Source organism: Streptomyces ipomoeae 91-03 (assembly GCF_000317595.1).
Taxonomy (GTDB): Bacteria; Actinomycetota; Actinomycetes; order Streptomycetales; family Streptomycetaceae; genus Streptomyces; species Streptomyces ipomoeae.
The window spans coordinates 13,824-34,404 of record NZ_AEJC01000300.1 but is presented as its reverse complement, the minus strand read 5'-3'; the positions used below and the strand labels follow the sequence as shown (position 1 = coordinate 34,404).

The following is a 20,581-nucleotide window of genomic DNA, read 5'->3' as shown; positions in this document are numbered from 1 at the left end:
CCCTCGATCCGACTCAATCCGACAACAGCGTGAACCCCTGCACACGCACCCGCACCCCATCGGCCTTCGGGCCGTGCTCCAGGACCCGGAGGTCCGCACCGTGAAGATCACTGGATACGAACTCTTCCTCGTCGAACCGCGCTGGCTCTTCCTGCGTGTCGACACCGACGAAGGCATCTCCGGCTGGGGAGAGCCCATCGTCGAGGGCAAGGCCCACACGGTCGCGAAGTGCGTCGAGGAGATGTTCGACTACCTCGTGGGGCAGGACCCGGCCCGCATAGAGGAGCACTGGCAGGTGCTCGCCAAGAGCGGCTTCTACCGTGGCGGTGTCGTCCTCAACAGCGCCCTGGCCGGCATCGACCAGGCCCTGTGGGACATCGCGGGCAAGGCCCACGGCGTCCCGGTGTACCAACTGCTCGGCGGCCATGTGCGCGATCGGGTACGCGTCTATGGCTGGGTCGGCGGGGAGAACCTGGAGGAGCTGGCCGAGTCGGCGGCCTCGCAGGTCGCCAAGGGCATGACCGCGGTCAAGCTCAACCCCTGCGGGCAGCTGGAGCCGCTCGCCACGGCCGCCGCGATCAACGCCATCGTGGACAGTGTGACCACGGTCCGCGAGGCCATCGGCCCGGACCGCGACGTGGCACTGGACTTCCACGGCCGCTTCAGCGGCGCGATGTCCCGGCGCGTACTGCCGCTGCTGGAGCCCCTGCTGCCGATGTTCGTGGAGGAACCGGTACTGCCCGAGTTCACCCAGGACCTCGGGGCCGTCGTACGCTCCACCTCGATCCCCATCGCCACCGGTGAACGGCTCTTCTCCCGTTGGGACTTCCGCTCCGTGCTCTCGGACGGCATCGCCGTGGCCCAGCCCGACATCAGCCACGCCGGAGGCATCTCCGAGACCCGGCGCATCGCCTCGATGGCCGAGGCGTACGACGTCCTGGTGGCTCCGCACTGCCCGCTCGGCCCGATCGCGCTGGCCGCGAGCCTGCAACTCGACTTCGCCATCCCCAACTTCCTCATCCAGGAACAGGCGCTCGGCATCGGCTACGGCGACAGCAGCGGGCTGCTGGACTACCTCGTGGACCCCGAGACCTTCGCCTTCCGCGACGGCTACATCGAGCGCCCGACCGCACCGGGCCTCGGCATCACCATCGACGAGGACGCGGTCCGCGCCGCCGCCGAACGCGGCCACCGCTGGCGCAACCCCGTGTGGCGCAACGCCGACGGCTCGCTGGCCTCCTGGTAGCACGGCCCGCCGGCCTTCTGGTGGCGACGGCGGGCCGGCCTCCGGGTGCCAACAACCGACTCGCCGTACGTCCGTGATCTCCGCTGACCCCTACCGCTCCTGATCTCCCCTGCTCTCCTCGGAGAACCATGTCCCCCTCTGCCTCACCCCCGCCCCGCCCTCCGCCATCGGTCCGGTCCGCCCCGGACCCGGCGACCGTCTCGCGCTGCGCCCCGCCACCGCCGAGGTGAGCACCGGCTCTGGAGGCCGCCTCCTGGCAGCTCGCCCAGGCGCCGACGACTCACTGGCCTCGGACGTGGACCGCGTCATCTCCCTGGTCGCCGCCGCCCAGGAGCCGGACGGCTATCTGAACACCTGGTTCCAGACCGGTCGTGGCGGCAAGCATTACCAGGGCCTGCCCTGGAGCCATGAGTTGTACTGCGCGGGACACCTCATCCAGGCGGCGGTGGCCCATCGACGGCGTCGACGGCCACCCAGAGGTCGAGACCGCCCTGGTCGAGTTGTACCGGGAGACCGGCGAACGCCGTTGCCTGGACCTGGCGGGCTACTTCGTCGACCGCTTCGGCCACGGCCTGCTCGGCGGTGGCGCCTACAGCCAGGACCGGGTACCGCTGCGTAAGGCGACCACCGTCGAGGGGCACGCGGTGCGCCGGCTCTATCCGCTGGCCGCCGCGGCGGACCTGGCCGCCGAGACGGGTGACGTCGAACTGCGCACCAGCACCGAGCGGTTGTGGCAGGCGATGACCGCCACCAAGACCCATCTGACGGGCGGACTCGGCGCACACCACCAAAGGGAGGACTTCGGCGACCCGTTCGAACTGCCCACCGAGCGCGCGTACTGTGAGACCTGCGCCGCCATCGCCTCCGTGCGGTGGAGCTGGCGCATGGCCCTCCTCACCGGCGAGACCCGGTACAGCGACCTGATCGAACGGACCCTCTACAACGGCTTCCTCGCCGGCGCTCCGGTCGCCGTACGCACCGCGACCGAGTACCCCTGGCAGGGCACGGTCCGCCTCACCGTCGAGGAGACCCCGTCCGACCGGCCCTGGACGCTCTCCCTGCGCGTCCCGCAGTGGTGCCGCCGGTTCCAGGTGCGGTGCGGGGACCGGACGTACGACCAGGCGGACGCCCCCGTCACCGACGGCTGGCTGCGCCTGGCACGCATCTGGGCGGTGGGCGACGAGGTCGTCCTCGAACTCGATCTGGAGCCCAGGCTCACCGTGGCCGACCCGTGCGTGGACGCCGTACGAGGTTGCGTGGCGATCGAACGCGGGCCGCTCGTGTACTGCCTGGAACAGGTCGACCACCCCGGCGGCGGCCTGGACGACATCGTCATCGACACGGCGCGCCCGCTCACGGTGAAGCACCGCCCGGACCTGCTCGGCGGGGTCACGACCGTGGTGGCCACCGGCGCCCGGCGCCGCATCCCCGATGAGCCGTGGTGGCCGTATGCGTCCCTGGACACCGCGGTCCCCGTTCCGGACGGCGACCCCGTCGAACTGACCGCGATCCCCTACTACGCCTGGGCCAACCGCGAGGACGGCAGCATGCGCGTCTGGCTGCCCACGTCCTGACCTGCCGACGCGGCGTGGGGCCGGGCGAGCTCGGCGGTCACCGCTCCCGGCGGTGGGACTTCCGCAACCGCTGCACCTGACGGGTGACGTGGGAGGCCGGGACGGGCGCCCTCAGCCGGGTTGTGCCCCCTCGCGTGCCGACGGGTCTGCGAGGGTGTGCGGCGCTGTCGAGGAGGATTCGCGCACCCGCAGGACGAACCCGGCACTCTCACAGCGGCCCTGGAGCTCCCGGAAGTCCTCCGCGTCCATGCGGGAGCGCAACAGCGCCACGGCCCTGCGGGCGATCGACTCGCGCTGCGGGTCGACGGTGGTCACCGGCGGGGAGGTGAAGCGGGCTGCCTCGATGTCGTCGAAGCCTGCCAGGGCCACGTCGTCGGGCACGGCGACGCCGCTGCGTTCCAGTACCGACAGGGCGCCGATGGCCACCACGTCGTTGTGGCAGAACAGAGCGTCGAAGCGGACCCGGGTGCGCAGCAGCCGGGTCACCGACCCGGCGCCGGAGGACCACAGGTCGGCGTTGTCCACGCCGATCACCAGCGAGTCGTCGTAGGCCATTCCGGCTTCCGCGAGGGCTCTGCGGTAGCCGCGCAGGCGCCGGGCGCCGGCACGTGGCTCTGCCCGTTCGCAGATCGCGGCGATACGGCGTCGGCCCTGGGCGAGCAGATGGGTGACGGCCGCGTGCGCGCCCTGTTCGTCGGCGATCTCGACGTAGTCCAGGCTCCGCCCCGCCGCGTCGGCGGGGCGCTCGCCGAGGACGACCGTGGGCCGGGTGACGGGGAGGGACAGATACTCCTCGGGAGTGAGTGCGTGGGGCACGTAGATGACCCCGTCCACGAGTTCGTCGTGGGACGTGGACAGGGCGGCCCGCTCACGGGCGGCGTTCCCACGGGTGGGCTCGACCACCACTTTCAGTCCCCCGGCCTCCGAGACCCTGATGACCTGTTCGGCCAGCTCCGCGTTGAACGGCTGGTGGACGTTCGGGAGGGCCAGCGCGATGGTGCCCGTGCGCCGCGAGCGCAGACCACGGGCGAAGGGGTTGACCTGGTAGCCGAGTTCCTCGATGGCCGCGCGGACACGGTGTTCCGTCTCGGGGCTGAACGAGCCGGTGCCGTTGACGACGTTGGAGACCGTCTTGGCCGACACGCCCGCCCGTTCGGCCACGGTGCGCATGGTCACGCTCCGCCCCATGCGGCCATCCCTCCCAACGTCGATTCGCGGACCATCAGTTCGAAGTCCGCGACGACGAGCCGCCCCGCTTCCTGGCCGGCGGCATCGTTCATACGGTCGTTCAGCAGGGCCAGCGCCTCCCGGGCGATCTGTGCCGTGCCCGGGGCGATGGAGGTGAGCGCCGGGTAGGAGTAGCGGGCTTCGTCCGTGTTGTCGAATCCGGCGATGGCCACCTCCGTGGGGACCCGCAGCCCCGCCTCCCGCACGGCGTGCAGGGCACCCAGCGCCAGTGCGTCGGCGAAGGCGATCACGGCGTCGAACGGTATGCCCCGTTCGATCAGCCGGCGGATGCCCGCGGCTCCCTCGGGGCGGCTCCAGTGGGCGTTCACGTCGATGACGAGTTCGGGGCGGTAGGACAGGCCGGCGTCGCGCAGCCCGTCCTGGTAGCCGTCCAGGCGCAGGTGGGCCGCCGACCGCTCGGGCCGGCCGGTGTGGTCGGCGCCGAGAGCCGCGATCCGGGTGTATCCCAGGGACACCAGGTGCCCGACGAGGGCGCGGACGCCTTCCCGGTTGGCCATGGCGACCCGGTCGACGGGCGCGTCGTAGGCACGCTCGGACATGAACACCGTCGGCACGATCCTCGCGATGGTCCGGGCCTGTGCGTCCGACAGCCCCACCGGGTACATCAGCAACCCGCCCAGGTGCGGACCGTGTTCGCGCACCAGCGCCAGTTCGGCTTCGGCGTCCCCGTCGGTGAGCTCGATCAGCACGGTGAGCCCGTGGCGTTCCGCCTCCCTCATGATCGCTTCGGCGAGCGAGGAGAAGTACGGCTGGGACAGGTGCGGCAGGGCGAGGCCGACGACGTCGATCCGGCCGGTGCGCAGGTTGCGGGCGACCGAGTTGGGCCGGAAGTCCAGCTCCGCTATCGCGGCGTCGACCTTCTGCCGGGTCTGTTCGCTGACGCTCGGCTCACCGTTGACCACCCGGGAGACGGTCTTCAGTGACACCCCGGCCCGCAGGGCCACGTCATGCATCGTGGGCATGGCTGAACTCTAGAGCTTCAGGCTCCGGTGGGGATCAAGGTGTGCAGCGCGGAGCATTCCGCCTCGGTGAGCGGCAGCACCGACCCGTGGCGGAGCCCCGGCGGCAGCACGCAGACGTCCGGGTCGGCTGCGGGAAGCCACACCGGGCTGTCCAGGCGATCGGCCCGGAAGGGCACGTATCCACGGCCGCCGAACTCGTCGAGCAGCAGCACCCAGCCCTGCCCGTCCGGTTCGGGGAGCACGATCGGCCCCTCGGCGTGCGCGAGTCCCGCGCCCCCTTCGACGCCGCGGCCCACGCCCTGCGCCACCGGCTCGTACTCCGGGGAGGTCAGGTCACGGGAGCGCTCCACGAAGACGAACTTGGCGTCGGGTGCGTCCGGTGTGCCGGGCAGGCGCTCGTCCTTGGTGAACCGGTAGAACCATCCGTCGTGCTCGACGACGGTGGAGTCGATGACGGGGTGGCCCCTGTCCAGCCACACACACGGGTCGCCGAACGTACGGAAGTCCTTGGTGGTCGCGTAGTACATGCGCTGGTACGAGGGGCTCCGGTGCGCGGGGTCGTCCTCCGGGTAGACGGTGGAGGCCCAGAACACCAGGTACTCGTCACGGCCGGGGTCGTAAACGGCCTCCGGTGCCCACACGCAGCCCGCCTGCTCCGGCATGACCTCCACTCGCCGCGGGCCCTCCCAACTGCTCAGGTCGGCCGAGTCCCACACCAGCAGGCTGCGGCTGCCGTGCGTGATCGCCTGCTCCCAGCCGGCGCTGCCGTGGATGCGCAGGTCGGTGGCGAGCAGATGGAAGCCGCTGCCGTCCGCGGCCCGGATCAGGAACGGGTCCCGGGCACCGCCGTCGGCCGGGGCCAGCGGTGGGATGGCCGCGAGCTCCGTCCAGTGGACCAGGCCGGGACCGTCGGAGAGCGCGAAGCGGACCCGCTCGCCGTCGGCGCGGTGCTCGCCGGTGAAGTAGGCGAAGAGGTGACCGGCGGGCCGTGTGTGATGGGTGCTCTGTGGCACGGGGGTGTCTCCTCGTGTGCGGGCACGGATGGTGACGGTGACGGTGGGAGCATCACATCGGAGATTCATCGTTGTCAAAGGCTCGGACCGTTGCATGCACGGAGAGGGTCGGTGCGAGTGCAGGCACAGCTTGGACACCGCTCTGGAGAGAGGTCATGGCAGAGGTTGACAACGATGAACCTACTGGACATGCTGATCCCGGTTCCCAGCCGTAACCTCCGGTTCACCGGTTTCGGCGCACTTCTCCCACGAAGCCGGCGGTCGCCGGCAGAAGAAGGTCGTCATGGCCTCCCTGGTCCCCGCCCCGGCGCCCCTGTACGAAGACCCTGTCCACGCGGGCCCGACCGATCCCGCCGTCGTGCACGACGGCGGGCAATGGTGGATGTTCTACACACAGCGTCGCGCCGACGTGGTCGCGCCCGGTGTCGCCTGGGTGCACGGCACCGCGATCGGTGTGGCGACCAGCACCGATGGCCGCGACTGGCTCTACCGCGGGGCGCTGGACAGCCTGCCGTTCGAGCCCGGAACCAACACGTTCTGGGCTCCGGAGATCATGCGGGCGCCCGACGGGGTGTTCCACATGTACGTCAGCTACATCAGAGGTGTGCCCGACCGCTGGGAGGGCCACGACCGGCAGATCGTCCACTACACCAGCGGCGACCTGTGGCACTGGGTCCACGTCGGAGCGGTGCCGCTCAGCTCCCGCCAGGTCATCGACGCCTGCGTCCACCCGCTGCCGGACGGCTCCGGGTGGCGTATGTGGTACAAGGACGAGGCTCACGGCTCGCACACCTGGGCGGCGGACTCGACCGACCTGTACGACTGGCGGGTGCGGGGCCCGGTCCTGGAGCACCGGCCGCACGAGGGGCCCAACGTCTTCCAGCTGGGCGGCCGGTACTGGATGATCGTGGACTGCTGGGACGGCCAGGACGTGTTCCGCTCCACCGACCTCGACGAATGGATCCCGGCAGGACGCGTCCTCGACGGGTCGGGCACCCGCGAGGACGACCAGGGCGTGGGCCACCACGCCGACGTCGTCGCCGGGCCCGACGCGGCCTGGATCTTCTACTTCACCCACCCCCAGCGGGACGCGGTCCCCGCGGACGGCCACGGCCCGGGCCCGCGCCGCTCCGTTGTCCAGCTGGCGCGGCTCACCGCCGACGGCGACCGGTTGCTGCTCGACCGCGACACCGTGGCGTTCCACGCACTGCCCCGCCCCTGACGGTGCCGCCCTCGCCCAGGCCGTCCAGGCCGCCGTCCAGGCGCTCGGCCCGATCCGCACCGCGGTCAACTGCGCGGGCGTAGCGGGCGCCATCGCCGCCGAGGACATGCCCGCCGAGGACTTCCGCCGGGTCGTCGACATCAACCTCACCGGCGTGTTCCTCGGTGCCCAGGGCGAGGCCCGCGTGATGCTCGCCCACGGTGGCGGCTCGATCGTCAACATCGCCTCCATGTCCGACACCATCGCCAACCGCGGACTGCTCCAGACCCACTACAACGCCTCCAAGGCCGACGTCATGCACCTCACCAAGAGCCTCGCCACCGAGTGGGCCGACCGCGGAATCCGCGTCAACTCGATCAGCCCGGGCTACACCCTCACCCCGATGAACAAGCGGCCCGAGGCGGCCGAGCGTCTCAAGGCGTACGCCGCCGACACCCCCCTCGGCCGCATCGCCGAGGTCGAGGAGATGGCCGGCCCCGCCGTCTTCCTCGCCTCCGACGCCGCCTCCTTCGTCACCGGCTCCGCCCTCATCGTCGACGGCCGCTACGTCTGCTGGTAGTCGGCGCACATCACCCGCTGAGCTCCAGGCGCCCGCAGCCCACCACCCCGTTGGACAACCGCCTTCGCCGCCCGCCTACAGTCTCCGCGCAGGTCTGGCCGCCTTCGTGGGCCCCGCCCTGGTCGCCGTCTTCCGCCCGCTGGTCGGCGTGCACGGCCTGGTGTGGATCTTCGCGACCCTGTGTGCCGCGTCCACGCTCATGACGCACGTCCTCAAGAGCCCGGCCGACCCGCAGTACCGCGTCGACGCCGCTCCGGCCGAGGTCTTACCCGAGGCTCAGGCCATCGAGGCCGCTCAGGCCGCCGCTCAGGCCATCAAGGCCGCCGCCGTCTCCTGATCCGTCACCAGCACGTCCACCAGGCCGCCGGTCACGGCGGCACGTATCGCGTTGTGCTTACGGCTGCCGCCCACCACCCCCATCTTCCGCCGGGCGGCGGCCAGTTGCTCACGGGTGATGCCGACGACCCGGGAGTCCAGCTCGGTCTCGACCGGCCGGCCCTGAGCGTCGTAGAACCGCAGACACACATCACCGACCGCACCCAACTGCTCCAGAGCGGCGCGCTCCTCGTCGGAGAAGGCGTTGCCGCTGCGGACGAGCGTGCTGGACGGGGTGATCTCGCCGATGCCCACCAGCGCCACGTCCAGATCGCCGAGCTCGCCCAGCGCCGCCGACACGAACGGGGCCCCGCGCAGCGCCTCCGCGCTCTCCGCGGACCCTGCCCACACCCGGCGCCTGGAGATAGACCGCCTCACCGCTCACCAACTGCGCCGGCTGCCCGGTCATGCGCGAGGCGTGGCCCGCCGCGGCGGAGTCACCGATGCCGCCCGCCGCCTGCACTATGCGCACGTCCTTCAGCCCGGCGACCGGCTGCGTCGCCTGCACCGTCGCCGGCGGACTGGCGCTCCACGACGAAATGCCCACGGTGTCACCCGACCGCAGCGTCGTCTGCAGTAGTAGGCGGCAGCGGCGCCCAGGTCGCCGAGCATCGTGCGCTCGTTCTCCGGAGCGGTGTCGACGACCAGGGCGAGCTTGAGCCCGTACCGCTCCTGCAGGCCGTCCTCCAGCTCCGGGTACGTGCCGGAGGGCGGGGTCACGGTGATCCGTACGATGCCCCGGTCCTGTGCCTTCCTCAGCAGCCGGGACACCTCTTCAGTCGTCTTACGCATGCACGCTTGGCCCACCGGACCTGCATGGATATTCGCATACGCCGACGGGACTCGGCCCGACCGGGCGTGCCACCGTATGCGCATTCACCGCGCCATGCGGGGTTTCATCTTCGATCTCCTGGCGCCCCCCGTACCGAAGTGAGCTGCGGGGCGGCTGCAGCCGCCCGCTCCTCTATCCGGTGCACAGCGGCCTGCAGGTCGTTCAGATGTCGCCGTGCGACTTCCTGCGCGGACATGACCGTCCTGCGCCAGGTCACGTTGACGCACCCCAGCACCTCCCCGTGCACGCGGATCGGAACGGCGATCGAATTGCGGCCGTCGAAGTCGTACTCCGGTGCGCGCACGCTGTACCCGCGTGCACGAGCGGTCGTCAGCAGACGATGCAGCCACCTCGGGTCATGGGCGTACTGATTGCCGGGGGCGTCGTGTTCGCGAAGGCGGCGGAGGACCGCTTCCCGTTCCCGTTCGGGACAGAAGGCTATGTAGGCCCGGCCGGAGGCGCCGAGCAGCATGTGCGAGCGGAAGCCGATGGGGGCGACGGGGACGACCTCGTCGAAGTACGCCTTCGGGCTGTTGGTGTCGATCGTCTCCATGTAGTCCAGCCGTGGCACGGTCAGCACGGAGGGCCACATCACGCGTTCGCACAGCTCTTCCAGGACCGACGAGGCCAACTCACCCAGCCACTCGGAGTCGTCGTACGGGACGCGCTGCGGTCTCGGACTCGCGATGAAGGCCCCGTCGGCGAGCCGCTGCCAGACCAGGCCCTGCTGATTGCACGTGTGAAGAATTCGAATCAGGGTGGCTTTGGGGATGCCGGTGACCTGGTGCAGATCGTGGAGGCTGGCTGCGCGCATCTCCTGCAGGGTCCGCAGTACGCGCAGGCCGCGTTCGAGTGAGCTGATCGTTTTCACCTGGTACTGCCGCACGAGACCTCCTCTCACCTGCGGAGATGGTGACTGGATTTCACTGGGCGAAAAGTTAGCAGGCAGTGGTTGCCTGCGCCATGGCCTGTCGGCGACCGTTCCTTCCGTGACGCAAGGAGGCGACATGGCCGTCGAGGCAGCAGTGGGCTCCCCAGCCCCTGATTCGGAGCACAGCAAAGCCGGCGAGCCCGTCATGGTGGCCGAAGGCGAGCTGCTGTGGACGCCTGACTCGCAGCGGGTTGCCAAGGCGAACGTGACGCGTTTCGCGGACTGGCTGGCCCGCGAGCGGGGGCTGCGGTTCGACGGTTACGACGAGCTGTGGCGCTGGTCCGTCACCGACCTGGAGGGTTTCTGGGGCGCGCTGTGGGACTACTTCGGCATCCGGTCCTCGACACCGTATTCCGCGGTGCTCGGCAGCCGGGACATGCCGGGCGCGCAGTGGTTCCCCGGGGCCCGGCTGAACTACGCCGAGCATGTCCTGCGCCACGAACACCCCGGGACCGATGCTTTGCTGTTCTGCTCGGAGAGCGCCGCTCCGGCCGGAATGGCGTGGGAGGACTTCGCGGGTCGGGTGCGCATCCTGGCGACCCGGCTGCGCGCACTCGGGGTGCGTCCCGGCGACCGGGTGTGCGGGTACCTGCCGAACGTGCCGCAGGCCGCGATCGCGATGCTCGCGACGACGGCCATCGGCGCGGTGTGGGCGAGCGCCTCCCCGGACTTCGGGTCGCGAGGCGTGGTCGACCGGTTCAGCCAGCTGCGTCCGAAGGTCCTGTTCTGCGTCGACGGCTACCGCTACGGCGGGAAGACCTTCGACCGCAGGGAGGAGGCGCGCCGCATAGCCGGGGCCCTGCCGGGTCTGGAGCATGTCATCCACCTGCCCTGCCTCGACCCCTCGGACCCCCGACCGGTTGTCGACGGCGGCCTGCCGTGGGACGAGGTCCTCGACCATCCGCCCGTTCCGCCCGAGGACTTCTCCTTCGAGCACGTTCCCTTCGACCACCCTCTGTGGGTGCTGTTCTCCTCGGGTACGACGGGGCTGCCCAAGGCGATCGTGCACGGACACGGCGGCATCCTGCTGGAGCAGCTGAAGCTGCAGACCTTCCACATGGACCTGCGGGAGGGCGACCGGCCGCTGTTCTTCACCACCACCGGCTGGATGATGTGGAACTTCCTGATCAGCTCCCTGCTGGTCGGGGCCTGCCCGGTGCTGTACGACGGGAACCCGACCCACCCGGAGCCGGACGTGCTGTGGCGGATCGCGCAGGACACCCGGACCACCTACTTCGGCGCCGGCCCGGCCTACGTCGACCTCATGACCAAGGCCGGCATCGTGCCCGGTGAGCGCTATGACCTGTCGGCCCTGCGCACGGTCATGCCGGCCGGCTCGCCGGTGTCGCCGCAGTGCACCGCCTGGTTCTACCGCAACGTCAAGGCCGATCTGTGGGTCGCCACCGGCAGCGGCGGTACGGACTGCTGCACCGGCTTCGTCGGCGGGGTGCCGACCCTGCCCGTGTACGCCGGGGAGATGCAGGCACGGTCGCTGGGTGTCGCCGCGTACGCGTACGACGAGAGCGGCCACAGTGTCGTCGACGCGGTCGGCGAGCTGGTGATCACCGAGCCGCTGCCGTCCATGCCGGTGACGTTCTGGGGTCCGGACGGGGACGAGCGGTACCGTCGCTCGTACTTCGAGGACTTCCCGGGTGTATGGCGGCACGGTGACTTCTTCAAGGTCAACGCACGCGGTGGCTGCTTCGTGCTGGGCCGTTCCGACGCCACCCTCAACCGGCAGGGTGTGCGCATCGGCACCGCGGAGATCTACCGGGTCGTCGAAGCCCTGGACCAGGTCGCCGCGGCCCTCGTCGTCAGCCTCGACCTGCCGGACGAGAAGTTCTTCATGCCCCTGTTCGTCGCTCTCGACGACGGCGTGGTCCTCGACCCCGGGCTGGAGGACACGATCCGTGACCTGCTCCGCCGGGAGTACAGTCCCCGGCACGTACCGGACAGGATCATCCAGGTCCCGGCCGTCCCGACCACCCTGACCGGCAAGAAGCTCGAGGTGCCGGCACGCAGGATCCTGCTCGGCACGCCTGTCGAGCAGGCGGCCGACCGCAGCACGGTGGCCGACCCGCGCGCACTCGACGCCCTCGCCCAGTACGCCCGTACCCAGCGCGACTATCCGCCGGCCACCGCACCTGCCTGAACGGCCCCGTCGTCGAACCCAAGCTCCCTCCCCTGCTGAGCCGCATCCCCTGGAGAGCACCGTGAACGATGCCAGACCCGCCGCCCGCTTCCCGCTGCCCTCGGAGCTCACCGATGTGGCCGGCGCCGAGGGCTGGGCGTCGATGTACCCCTACTACACGCGGTTCCAGCCCGAGGACGACCAGCGGTTCTGGTTCTACAACGCGATGCACTTCCCCGAGCCGATGCCCGCGTTCGACGCCGTCACTGCGGAGATGCCCTACACCGCTCTCGGCGCGAACACAGCACGCGTGTTCGTCTTCCCCACCACGCTCGGCATCGAGCACCGCATCGTCAACGGCCGGGTCTACATCACCGCGAACCCGGTCACCGACCCCGAGGAGATCCAGCGCAGACTCGCCCTGTTCAGCGAGCGGGCGGGCCACTACTACGAGAACTGGGACGACCTCTACCAGGGCTGGGTCACCCGGATCACCGCGCTGATCGACGAGGTGCAGCGCATCGAGGTGCCCCGGCTGCCGGAGTTCGAGGACCCGGAGGTCGTCTTCCAGGCCAAGGGCGTGGCCCAGAACCACTACGTCCGCGAGAACTACCACCGGCTGATGGACCTGTACTCCAAGATGTGGCACCACCACACGGAGTTCCTGATGCTGGGTTACGGCGCCTACGTCGTGTTCTTCGAGTTCTGCAAGACGTCGTTCCCGGAGATCCCCGACCAGGACGTGGCCCGGATGGTCGCGGGGATCGACGTCATCCTCTACCGCCCCGACGACGAGCTGAAGAAACTGGCGAAGCTCGCCGTCGAGTACGGCGTCGACGATCTCTTCGTGGAGGGCTGCGAGCCGGACAAGGTACTGGCCGCGCTCGCCGCCCGCGGGGACGGCGGCCGGCGCTGGCTGAAGGCCATGGACGAGGTGCGCGAGCCCTGGTTCAACATGTCGACCGGCGCCGGTTTCTACCACCACCACCGCAGTTGGAACGACGATCTCACGGTGCCGTTCGCGGCACTGCCCGGCTATGTCGAGCAGGCCCGGCGCGGCGAACCGCTGGACCGCCCCGTGGAACAGCTCACGGCCGAGCGCGAACGGATCGCCCGGGAGTACCGCTCACTGCTGCCCGGCGAGGCGGAACAGGCCGCGTTCGATCAGATGCTCGGTCTGGCCCGGGTGGTGTTCCCCTTCGTGGAGGACCACAACTTCTACTGCGAGCACTACTTCACCACGAAGTTCTTCGGCAAGGTCCGCGAGTTCGGAGAACTCCTGCGCGACCAGGGTGTCCTTGCCGACGCCGAGGACATCTTCCAGCTGCACCACACCGAGGTCGGTCAGGCCCTCACCGATGTGATGCTCGCCTGGGCGGCCGGCACCAAGCCGGTGGGATCGGCCCGGATACGGGAGACGGTCGCCGAGCGCAAGCGGATGCTGGACGCCCTGGCGGGCTGGTCCCCGCCGCCCGCGCTGGGCCCCGTCCCCGAGGCGCTCAACGACCCGGCGGTGCGCATGCTGTGGGGCATCACCACGGAGACCATCGAGGCCTGGTCGAAACCGGTCGAGCACGGCGACGACGAGATACATGGCTTCGCCGCCTCGCCGGGCGTGGTCGAGGGCCCCGCCCGGGTACTGCTGAGCGCCAACGACATCGGCCGGATACGCGAGGGCGAGGTGCTGGTCTGCCCGGTGACCGCGCCCAGCTGGGGCCCGGTCTTCGGCAAGATCGCTGCCGCCGTGTCGGACATCGGCGGCACCATGTCGCACGCGGCGATCGTGGCTCGCGAGTACGGGCTGCCCGCCGTCGTCGGCACCGGCCACGCCACCAAGCGGATCACCACCGGCCGGCGACTGCGCGTGGACGGCGACCGCGGCATCGTCACCATCCTCGACTGAGCCTGGGGAGCACCACCATGAACACCTCTGCCTACGTCCGCCGGTTCGGGGAACTCCGGCTCGCCGACCGGCCCACCGTCGGCGGCAAGGGCGCCAGTCTCGGCGAACTCACCTTCGCCGGAGCGCCCGTACCACCCGGCTACGTCGTGACCACCGCGGCCTTCGAGACATTCCTCGCCGCCCTCGACCCGGGCGGCGAGATCCGCGCCGCGGTAGAGGCCCTGGACGCCCAGGACGCCGAGGCGATCGCCCGCGCGGCCACACCCGTCAGGGAACGCATCGAAGCGGCTGAGCTGCCCGAGGAGGTGGCGGCGGCGATCCGCGGCCCCTACCGGGACCTGGACAGCGAGTCCGACGACCCCGGCGAGCCCGCCCCCGTAGCCGTACGGTCCAGTGCCACCAGCGAGGACGCGGAGGACGCCAGCTTCGCCGGACTCCAGGACACCTACCTCTGGGTGCGCGGCGAGGACTCCCTCATCGAGCACGTCCGCCGCTGCTGGGCCAGCCTCTACAGCGTGGAGTCGGTCAGCTACCGGCGGCGGCTGGGCCTGCCGGAGCGGGACCTCGCCATGGCCGTCGTCGTCCAGCGCATGATCGACCCGCGCTGCGCCGGCGTCATGTTCACCCGCAGCCCGCTCACCGGCGACCGCTCCGTCGTGGCCCTGGAAGGCTCCTGGGGCCTGGGTTCGGCACTCGTCAGCGGTGACGTGACACCCGACAAGTACGTGGTCGGCAAGGTCACCGGGGACATCGCCTCCCGTACGGTCTCGCAGAAGCTGCGACAGCACCGGATGGACCCGAGCGGATCCGGGGTGCTGGAGGAGGACGTACCCGAATACCTCCGGGGCGAGCCCTGTCTGTCCGACGACGAGATCCACGAGCTCGTGCGGATCGCCCGGCAGGTCGAGTCCCACTACGGGACCCCGCAGGACATCGAGTGGGCGATCTCCCGCAATCTCGTCCCCGGCAAGAACATCTTCCTGCTCCAGAGCCGCCCCGAGACGGTCTGGGCGAACCGCGAGAAGACCCCGGTGGCCGCACCCAAGGCCAGGGCATTCGATCACGTGCTGTCCCTGCTCGGCGGTGCCGGCGTCGGCGGAGGCACCACGTGAGCCTCACCGGCGAGGACGTCCAGGACATCCTGCGGATCATCGATGACATGGAGGTCGACCGCCTCCATCTGCGCACCGGCCGGTTCGAGCTGTTCCTGAGCCGTGACGACGCCGGCGAGTGGACGCAGTCCGCCCGCACCACCGCCGAGCCGGTGCTGGTCGACGACCACGAACGCCGGTCGCGGTCGGCGCACAGCGGCGACACCGCTCAGGGGAAGCGGACGCTGCCCGCGCGCGAGGGCCTGACCGAGGTACGTACCCCCTTGCCCGGAGCCTTCTACCGCTCGCCGAAACCCGGCGCGCCCCCCTTCGTGGAGACCGGGGACGAGGTCACCGAGACCACGGTGATCGGGATCGTCGAGACGATGAAACTGATGAACTCGGTGTGCGCGGGGGCGGCCGGCACGGTGGCGGAGATCTGCCTGAGCGACGGGGAGTTCGCCGAGCAGGGCGCCGTGCTGATGTTCATCGACACCCGAGCGGGAGGGACTGCGCCGTGATCCTGCGACGTGTCCTGATCGCCAACCGGGGCGAGATCGCCCTGCGCATCCTGCGGACCTGTCGGCGACTCGGCGTCGAGGCGGTGCTCGCCGCGTCCGACGCCGATCTCGCCTCCGTACCGGCCAGGCTGGCCGACCGGGTGGTCCGCCTCGGCCCTCCCCCGCCCTCGGCCAGCTACCTGGATGTGGACGCCGTGATCGCGGCGGCGAAGACCGCCGGCGTCGACGCGGTCCACCCCGGCTACGGCTTCCTCTCGGAGAACCAGCGGCTGGCCCGGGCCTGCGCCGAGGCGGGCATCGTGTTCATCGGCCCCACCGTGGATCAACTCGCCGCCGTCGGCGACAAGTTGGAAGCCCGTCGGCACGCCATCGCGGCCGGGCTGCCGGTCGTACCCGGCGGACCGCTCGATGACACCGCGGACGCGGCGCGACTCGCCGCGGAGATCGGCTTCCCTCTTCTGATCAAGGCGGTCGGCGGTGGTGGCGGCCGGGGCATGAAACAGGTGCACGATCCGGCGGCGCTGGCCTCCACCATCGACCTGGCCGTGGCCGAGGCGGGCGCCGCCTTCGGCGACCCCCGCGTCTACCTCGAACGCTTCGTCGCGACCGGGCGGCATGTGGAGGTCCAGCTCATCGCGGACGGCGAGAACGTCGTCCACCTCGGCACCCGGGACTGTTCCGTGCAGCGCCGCTACCAGAAGCTCATCGAGGAGGCGCCCGCGCCCGCCCTCGATCCGGTACTGCGCGAGGAGATGCACCGCGCCGCGGTGGCTCTCGGCAAACACCTGGAGTACCGGGGTCTGGGCACGGTGGAGTTCCTTGTCGACGTCGACCGGGGCACCTTCTACTTCCTGGAGATGAACGCCCGCATCCAGGTCGAACACCCGGTCACCGAGGCCGTCACCGGGCTGGACCTCGTCGCCGAGCAACTCGCCGTCGCCGAAGGACGACCGCTCTCCTTCGGTCAGGCGGACGTCTCCTTCACCGGCCACGCCATCGAGTGCCGGATCAACGCCGAGGACTGGGCACGCGACTTCCAGCCGAGCCCGGGCACCGTCAACGATGCGGTCTGGCCACTCGGCGAGGGCATCCGTGTCGACACCCACCTCCAGGCGGGCGCCACCGTGCCGCCCTACTACGACTCGCTGCTGGCGAAACTGATCGTTCACGGTCGCGACCGCGCCGAGGCACTGACCCGGCTGCACGGCGCCCTCGGTCGCTGCGCGATCGACGGGGTCACCACCAACGTCCCCATGCACCAAGCGGTGCTGGAGGACGCCGAGTTCACCGAGGGCGGCGTGGACACCGCCTGGTTCACCCGGTTCCTGCGGGACCACCCCGTGACCGTACCGACCGGCGTGGCCGGATCGGCGGCGACCGGATCGGCCGAGGCTCCCGGAGTGATCGAGGCAGCCGGATCGATGGCGGCGGGAGGCAGTCGTGGCTGAGATCCAGCTCGTCGACGTGTCGCTGCGCGACGGCAACCAGAGCCTGTGGAGTGCCACCGGACTGGACACCGGCAAGATCCTCCAGATCGCGCCGGTACTGGACCGGGTCGGCTTCCGGGCCCTCGACTACACCTCCAGCACCCACATGGGCATGGCGGTGCGCACGCACCGCGAGGATCCCTGGGAACGCATCCGGCTCACCCACCGCGCCATGCCCAACACCCCCCTGCAGTTCATCGGCACCGGGCTGCGCTTCATCTCCTGGGAGGTCGCCCATCCCGAGTTCATGCAGCTGGTCTACGACCGGCTGGTGGCCAACGGGGTGACCCGGTACGTCGTACTCGACCCCATGCACGACATGGACGCCGTACGCGCCTCCGCACGGATGATCCGTGCGGCCGGGGCCACCGAGACAGTCGGCGCGCTGACCTACACCGTCAGCGACGTGCACGACGACGCACACTACGGCTCCCTCGCCGCCCAGATGGCCGCCTGTCCCGACATCGACCGCGTCTACATCAAGGACCCCGGCGGACTGCTGACCCCGGAACGCGCCACCACACTCATCCCGGCCGTCATCCGTGACCTCGCCGGCAAACCGCTGGAACTGCACTCGCACTGCACCGTCGGCCTGCCCGGCCTGAGTTATCTCAAGGCCGCCGACCTGGGTGTGCAGGCGCTCCAGGTGGCCTGCGGAGCCCTGGCGGGCGGAACGTCACTGCCCAACGCCCAGCAGGTCGTGGCCAATCTGCGCGAACTCGGCCACACCGTGGACATCGACGACCGGCTGCTCGGCGTGGTGGCGGACTACTTCCACCACATGGCCGCGGCCGAAGGACTGCCCGTGGGTGGTCCCCGGGACTTCGACGCCGCGTTCATGCGCCACCAGGTGGCCGGCGGCGTGATGACCACCTTGCGCCGCCAGCTCGACGAACTGGGTTTCAGCGACCGCTTCGACGCGGTCATCGAGGAAGTGACCCGAGTCCGTGCTGAACTCGGCTTCCCCATCATGGTCACTCCGTTCCCGCAGATGGTCTGCACCCAGGCGCTGTACAACGTCATCGGCGCCGAACGCTACGAGAACGTCTCCGACCAGGTGATCCGGTATGTACTGGGCAGCTTCGGCCGCCCCACCGCCCCCGTGGACCCGGACATCGCCGACCGCATCCTCGACCGGCCGCGCGCCAAGGAACTCGCCGAAGAACCGCCCCCGCCCACCGTCGCCGAACTGCGCAAGCGGTTCACGCGCGGCATCAGCGACGAGGAACTGCTTCTGCGGGCCACCATGCCGGCCGAGCAGGTGGACGCCATGGTGGCGGCCGGACCGGCCCGGCGCCACTACAACCCCCGGCTCAAACCGGTGCTCGACCTGCTCCACGGCCTGCGGACGCGCCCGGCGACACCCGAACTGATCCTGGACCGGCCCGACTTCCGACTGGAGCTGCACCGTGACCGCCGAACCGACTGACGAGGCCGCCGCCTCCTTGAGCGACCGTCTGCGGAGCATCCGCGGCATCGTCTTCGACATGGACGGCACTCTCGTCCTGGGCGACCGACGCAACCACGGGCTCGCACCCCTCCCCGGAGCGCTGGAGATCACCGCTTCCCTCACCGCCCGCGGCCTTCCCTGGCTCACCTTCACCAACGGCACCACCCGCACGCCCGAGGTGTACGCCGAGACCCTGCGCCGGATCGGCTTCGACCTGCCCGACGACGCCATGCTCACCCCCGCCACCAGCGCCGTCGACCACTTCCTGGCCATGGGCCACCGCAGCGTGCTGGTACTCGGCGGCGAAGGCCTGACGGAGCCGCTGCGCCGGGCCGGCATCGAGATCATCGCACCCAAGGGCAAGCCGGAGGCCGACGCTGTACTCGTCGGTTGGTACCGCGAGTTCACCATGGACGACCTGGAGGCGGCCTGCCATGCCGTCTTCGGCGGCGCCACCCTGTACAGCAGCTCCCAGTCGGTGTTCTTCGCCAGCGCCGACGGCAGAGCACTGGGCACCTCCCGGGCCATCTGCGCCATGATCAGCAGTGTCACGGGCGCCGCCGAACAGATCGTGGGCAAGCCGTCCCTCATCGGTCTGCGCTGCGCCGCACAACGATTGCGCGCCGCCCCGCAGGACCTCGCCGTCGTAGGAGACGACCCGGAGCTGGAGATGGCGATGGCCCATCACGCCGGCGCGCTCGCCATCGCCGTGGCCACCGGCATCCACCCGGCGGGCCACTACACCGCCCTGCCGCCCGAGCAGAGGCCGCATCTCACCCTCGACGGTGTCGGCAAGCTCCTCGACCTCTTGCCTCCGGCGGCCTGAGAAAGGCCGGCCGGGCCACCTCGGCGTCTGGTCGGCGGTGCCGGCCGAGGCCCGGCGCCCACCAGCACGCCGGGCCTCGACCGGCACGGTGCGTGCCCGGGCATGACCGGTCACCGCGGCCGACGTGCAGGACCCGGTCGCCGGCAACCGCCTGCCCGACCGGGTCGCCGTCCGGCGCCGCGAACCTGCGGCGGACGGCTGGCGGCCCGGCTAACCGGTCCGGTCGGCGAAACTCGTCCGTAGCACCTCGACGAGGCGGTCCGCGCCGTCCCGGACGACGCCCTCCCGGAACTCGGCGGCGATCTGCCGCGCGGTCATCCGCCCGGTGGTCAGGCACCAGTGCCACCAGCGTCCCAGCTCACGCCCGTCCAGCCGCTCCGCGGACACCAGTGCCGGCCAGTCACAGGCCCGTGCCTGCGCGGTCACCTTCGCCCCGCCCTCGACCGGGTCGACGGCCAGCGCCGGAACTCCCGCGCGCAGCGCGAGGACCAGACCGTGCAGCCGGTCCGTGACGACGAGGTCCAGCCGTGTGAGCACGGACTCCAACTGGGCCGGCGTCGCGCACAGGCGCCAGTCGTGGGTGTCGAGCCGGGTGTCGAGCTCCAGACGGGCGCAGTCCTGCCGCGCCAGCCAGTGGGTGACCTGCTCGGCGACCTGCTCGTGCCGCCGCTGCCGCCCGTACTCCTGCTGGCCGTGTGTGAGCACCACCCCGACGACCGGCCGCGACGGGAGGACCGGTGCCCGGGCCGCCAGGTCCCGGCCGGGCTCGGCGTCCACCGCGTCCCGGGCCAGCACCCGATGGAACCCGGTCACGGCGAGGCTGCCCGGGGTGACGACGGACGTCCCGACGGCGATCCGCACGCAACGCGCGAACCTCTGGTGCAGTTCCTCGATCTGCCACCCGTGCACCGGGCCGCACACGAACACGAGGTGGGAGTAGTCCTCGGGCCGCACATCCTCCAGATGGAGGGCGTCAGGGCGGAAACCGGGGCTCCAGGCGACGTCATGGGCGATGCCCGCACACTTCAGCACGTATCGGACCCGCTCCAGGGCCAGCACATCCCCGGCGGTCACCTCTCCGTGCAGGAAGCTGAACCACCCGGTCAGCAGCACTTTCCGGCGGATGTCCGGGAGTGCTTCCAGCAGTCGTTCGCGCACAGTGCGAGCGGGTTCCCGGCACGGCGGAAGGCAATCACCGGTGCCGACGGGA

17 protein-coding genes and 2 pseudogenes are annotated in these 20,581 nt (G+C 70.7%); 12 read left to right on the top strand and 7 right to left on the bottom strand.

Annotated elements, in window-relative coordinates:
• Nucleotides 1-100: 100 nt before the first annotated feature.
• Nucleotides 101-1,246 carry a galactonate dehydratase gene (dgoD, locus tag STRIP9103_RS20150; RefSeq protein WP_048820630.1) on the top strand — a complete coding sequence of 382 codons (1,146 nt, stop codon included), beginning with the start codon at nucleotides 101-103 and terminating at the stop codon, nucleotides 1,244-1,246.
• A 239-nt stretch (nucleotides 1,247-1,485) separates the two neighbouring features.
• Nucleotides 1,486-2,820, top strand: a pseudogene (locus STRIP9103_RS53475) (glycoside hydrolase family 127 protein); the annotation flags it as partial.
• A gap of 111 nt (nucleotides 2,821-2,931) precedes the next feature.
• Here the strand turns inward: STRIP9103_RS53475 and STRIP9103_RS20140 are convergent.
• The 3 genes from STRIP9103_RS20140 to STRIP9103_RS20130 are packed head-to-tail and all read right to left on the bottom strand — an operon-like array spanning nucleotide 2,932 to nucleotide 6,043.
• Nucleotides 2,932-3,990, bottom strand: coding sequence for a LacI family DNA-binding transcriptional regulator (locus STRIP9103_RS20140; protein ID WP_048820624.1), 1,059 nt, complete (start codon nucleotides 3,988-3,990; stop codon nucleotides 2,932-2,934).
• Between the two features lie 2 nt (nucleotides 3,991-3,992).
• A complete protein-coding gene (locus STRIP9103_RS20135) occupies nucleotides 3,993-5,030 on the bottom strand; it encodes a LacI family DNA-binding transcriptional regulator (protein ID WP_009315571.1) in 1,038 nt (345 codons plus the stop codon).
• Nucleotides 5,031-5,047: 17 nt separating this feature from the next.
• Complete coding sequence (locus STRIP9103_RS20130) at nucleotides 5,048-6,043, bottom strand: glycoside hydrolase family 43 protein (RefSeq protein ID WP_009315566.1); 996 nt, start codon at nucleotides 6,041-6,043, stop codon at nucleotides 5,048-5,050.
• A 283-nt stretch (nucleotides 6,044-6,326) separates the two neighbouring features.
• Here STRIP9103_RS20130 and STRIP9103_RS20125 point away from each other — a divergent pair, with 283 nt between their 5' ends.
• The 3 genes from STRIP9103_RS20125 (at nucleotide 6,327) to STRIP9103_RS20115 (ending at nucleotide 8,161) form a co-directional block, all read left to right on the top strand.
• Complete coding sequence (locus STRIP9103_RS20125) at nucleotides 6,327-7,265, top strand: family 43 glycosylhydrolase (protein ID WP_009315550.1); 939 nt, start codon at nucleotides 6,327-6,329, stop codon at nucleotides 7,263-7,265.
• A complete protein-coding gene (locus tag STRIP9103_RS20120) occupies nucleotides 7,177-7,824 on the top strand; it encodes an SDR family oxidoreductase (RefSeq protein WP_052315582.1) in 648 nt (215 codons plus the stop codon). Before STRIP9103_RS20125 ends, STRIP9103_RS20120 begins: the two co-directional genes overlap by 89 nt.
• 106 nt (nucleotides 7,825-7,930) lie before the next feature.
• Entirely contained in the window at nucleotides 7,931-8,161 is a 231-nt protein-coding gene (locus STRIP9103_RS20115; protein ID WP_009315545.1) for a hypothetical protein, read from the top strand.
• Here the strand turns inward: STRIP9103_RS20115 and STRIP9103_RS20110 are convergent.
• From STRIP9103_RS20110 to STRIP9103_RS20100, 3 genes and pseudogenes are all read right to left on the bottom strand, one after another.
• Nucleotides 8,131-8,550 (bottom strand): sugar-binding domain-containing protein, encoded by a 420-nt coding sequence (locus tag STRIP9103_RS20110; RefSeq protein ID WP_048820623.1) that lies wholly within the window; start codon nucleotides 8,548-8,550, stop codon nucleotides 8,131-8,133. The two genes, STRIP9103_RS20115 and STRIP9103_RS20110, sit on opposite strands and share 31 nt — an antisense overlap.
• A gap of 58 nt (nucleotides 8,551-8,608) precedes the next feature.
• Nucleotides 8,609-8,764, bottom strand: a pseudogene (locus STRIP9103_RS53470) (sugar-binding transcriptional regulator); the annotation flags it as partial.
• Between the two features lie 331 nt (nucleotides 8,765-9,095).
• Nucleotides 9,096-9,917: an IclR family transcriptional regulator domain-containing protein gene (locus STRIP9103_RS20100; RefSeq protein WP_009315520.1), complete on the bottom strand. Its 822-nt coding sequence runs from the start codon at nucleotides 9,915-9,917 to the stop codon at nucleotides 9,096-9,098.
• Between the two features lie 121 nt (nucleotides 9,918-10,038).
• On the opposite strand from STRIP9103_RS20100, the gene STRIP9103_RS20095 reads away from it, so the two are divergent.
• From STRIP9103_RS20095 to STRIP9103_RS20065, 7 genes are all read left to right on the top strand, one after another.
• Nucleotides 10,039-12,114, top strand: a complete 2,076-nt coding sequence (locus STRIP9103_RS20095; protein ID WP_009315558.1) for an acetoacetate--CoA ligase — start codon at nucleotides 10,039-10,041, stop codon at nucleotides 12,112-12,114.
• Between the two features lie 61 nt (nucleotides 12,115-12,175).
• On the top strand, nucleotides 12,176-13,996 hold the full coding sequence (locus tag STRIP9103_RS20090) for a PEP-utilizing enzyme (protein ID WP_009315531.1): 1,821 nt from the start codon (nucleotides 12,176-12,178) through the stop codon (nucleotides 13,994-13,996).
• A 17-nt stretch (nucleotides 13,997-14,013) separates the two neighbouring features.
• Nucleotides 14,014-15,108 (top strand): PEP/pyruvate-binding domain-containing protein, encoded by a 1,095-nt coding sequence (locus STRIP9103_RS20085; RefSeq protein WP_009315535.1) that lies wholly within the window; start codon nucleotides 14,014-14,016, stop codon nucleotides 15,106-15,108.
• Nucleotides 15,105-15,608, top strand: coding sequence for an acetyl-CoA carboxylase biotin carboxyl carrier protein (locus tag STRIP9103_RS20080; protein WP_009315548.1), 504 nt, complete (start codon nucleotides 15,105-15,107; stop codon nucleotides 15,606-15,608). The genes STRIP9103_RS20085 and STRIP9103_RS20080 overlap by 4 nt, the downstream gene beginning before the upstream one ends.
• Nucleotides 15,605-17,056 carry an acetyl-CoA carboxylase biotin carboxylase subunit gene (locus tag STRIP9103_RS20075; RefSeq protein WP_009315539.1) on the top strand — a complete coding sequence of 484 codons (1,452 nt, stop codon included), beginning with the start codon at nucleotides 15,605-15,607 and terminating at the stop codon, nucleotides 17,054-17,056. The genes STRIP9103_RS20080 and STRIP9103_RS20075 overlap by 4 nt, the downstream gene beginning before the upstream one ends.
• The gene (locus tag STRIP9103_RS20070; RefSeq protein ID WP_009315547.1) at nucleotides 17,049-18,524 is read left to right on the top strand and encodes an HMGL-like protein; all 1,476 of its coding nucleotides are present in this window, start codon (nucleotides 17,049-17,051) and stop codon (nucleotides 18,522-18,524) included. Before STRIP9103_RS20075 ends, STRIP9103_RS20070 begins: the two co-directional genes overlap by 8 nt.
• Entirely contained in the window at nucleotides 18,505-19,371 is an 867-nt protein-coding gene (locus STRIP9103_RS20065) for an HAD-IIA family hydrolase (protein ID WP_009315567.1), read from the top strand. Before STRIP9103_RS20070 ends, STRIP9103_RS20065 begins: the two co-directional genes overlap by 20 nt.
• A 210-nt stretch (nucleotides 19,372-19,581) precedes the next feature.
• Here the strand turns inward: STRIP9103_RS20065 and STRIP9103_RS20060 are convergent, their stop codons facing one another.
• The gene (locus STRIP9103_RS20060; RefSeq protein WP_009315562.1) at nucleotides 19,582-20,529 is read right to left on the bottom strand and encodes a polysaccharide pyruvyl transferase family protein; all 948 of its coding nucleotides are present in this window, start codon (nucleotides 20,527-20,529) and stop codon (nucleotides 19,582-19,584) included.
• Nucleotides 20,530-20,581: the final 52 nt, after the last annotated feature.

Excerpts from the sequence above, each read along its gene's own strand:
- STRIP9103_RS20140 (WP_048820624.1), bottom strand. The coding sequence starts at position 3,990 with ATGCGCACCGTGGCCGAACGGGCGGGCGTGTCGGCCAAGACGGTCTCC.
- STRIP9103_RS20135 (WP_009315571.1), bottom strand. The coding sequence starts at position 5,030 with ATGCCCACGATGCATGACGTGGCCCTGCGGGCCGGGGTGTCACTGAAG.
- STRIP9103_RS20125 (WP_009315550.1), top strand. The coding sequence starts at position 6,327 with ATGGCCTCCCTGGTCCCCGCCCCGGCGCCCCTGTACGAAGACCCTGTC.
- STRIP9103_RS20095 (WP_009315558.1), top strand. The coding sequence starts at position 10,039 with ATGGCCGTCGAGGCAGCAGTGGGCTCCCCAGCCCCTGATTCGGAGCAC.
- STRIP9103_RS20085 (WP_009315535.1), top strand. The coding sequence starts at position 14,014 with ATGAACACCTCTGCCTACGTCCGCCGGTTCGGGGAACTCCGGCTCGCC.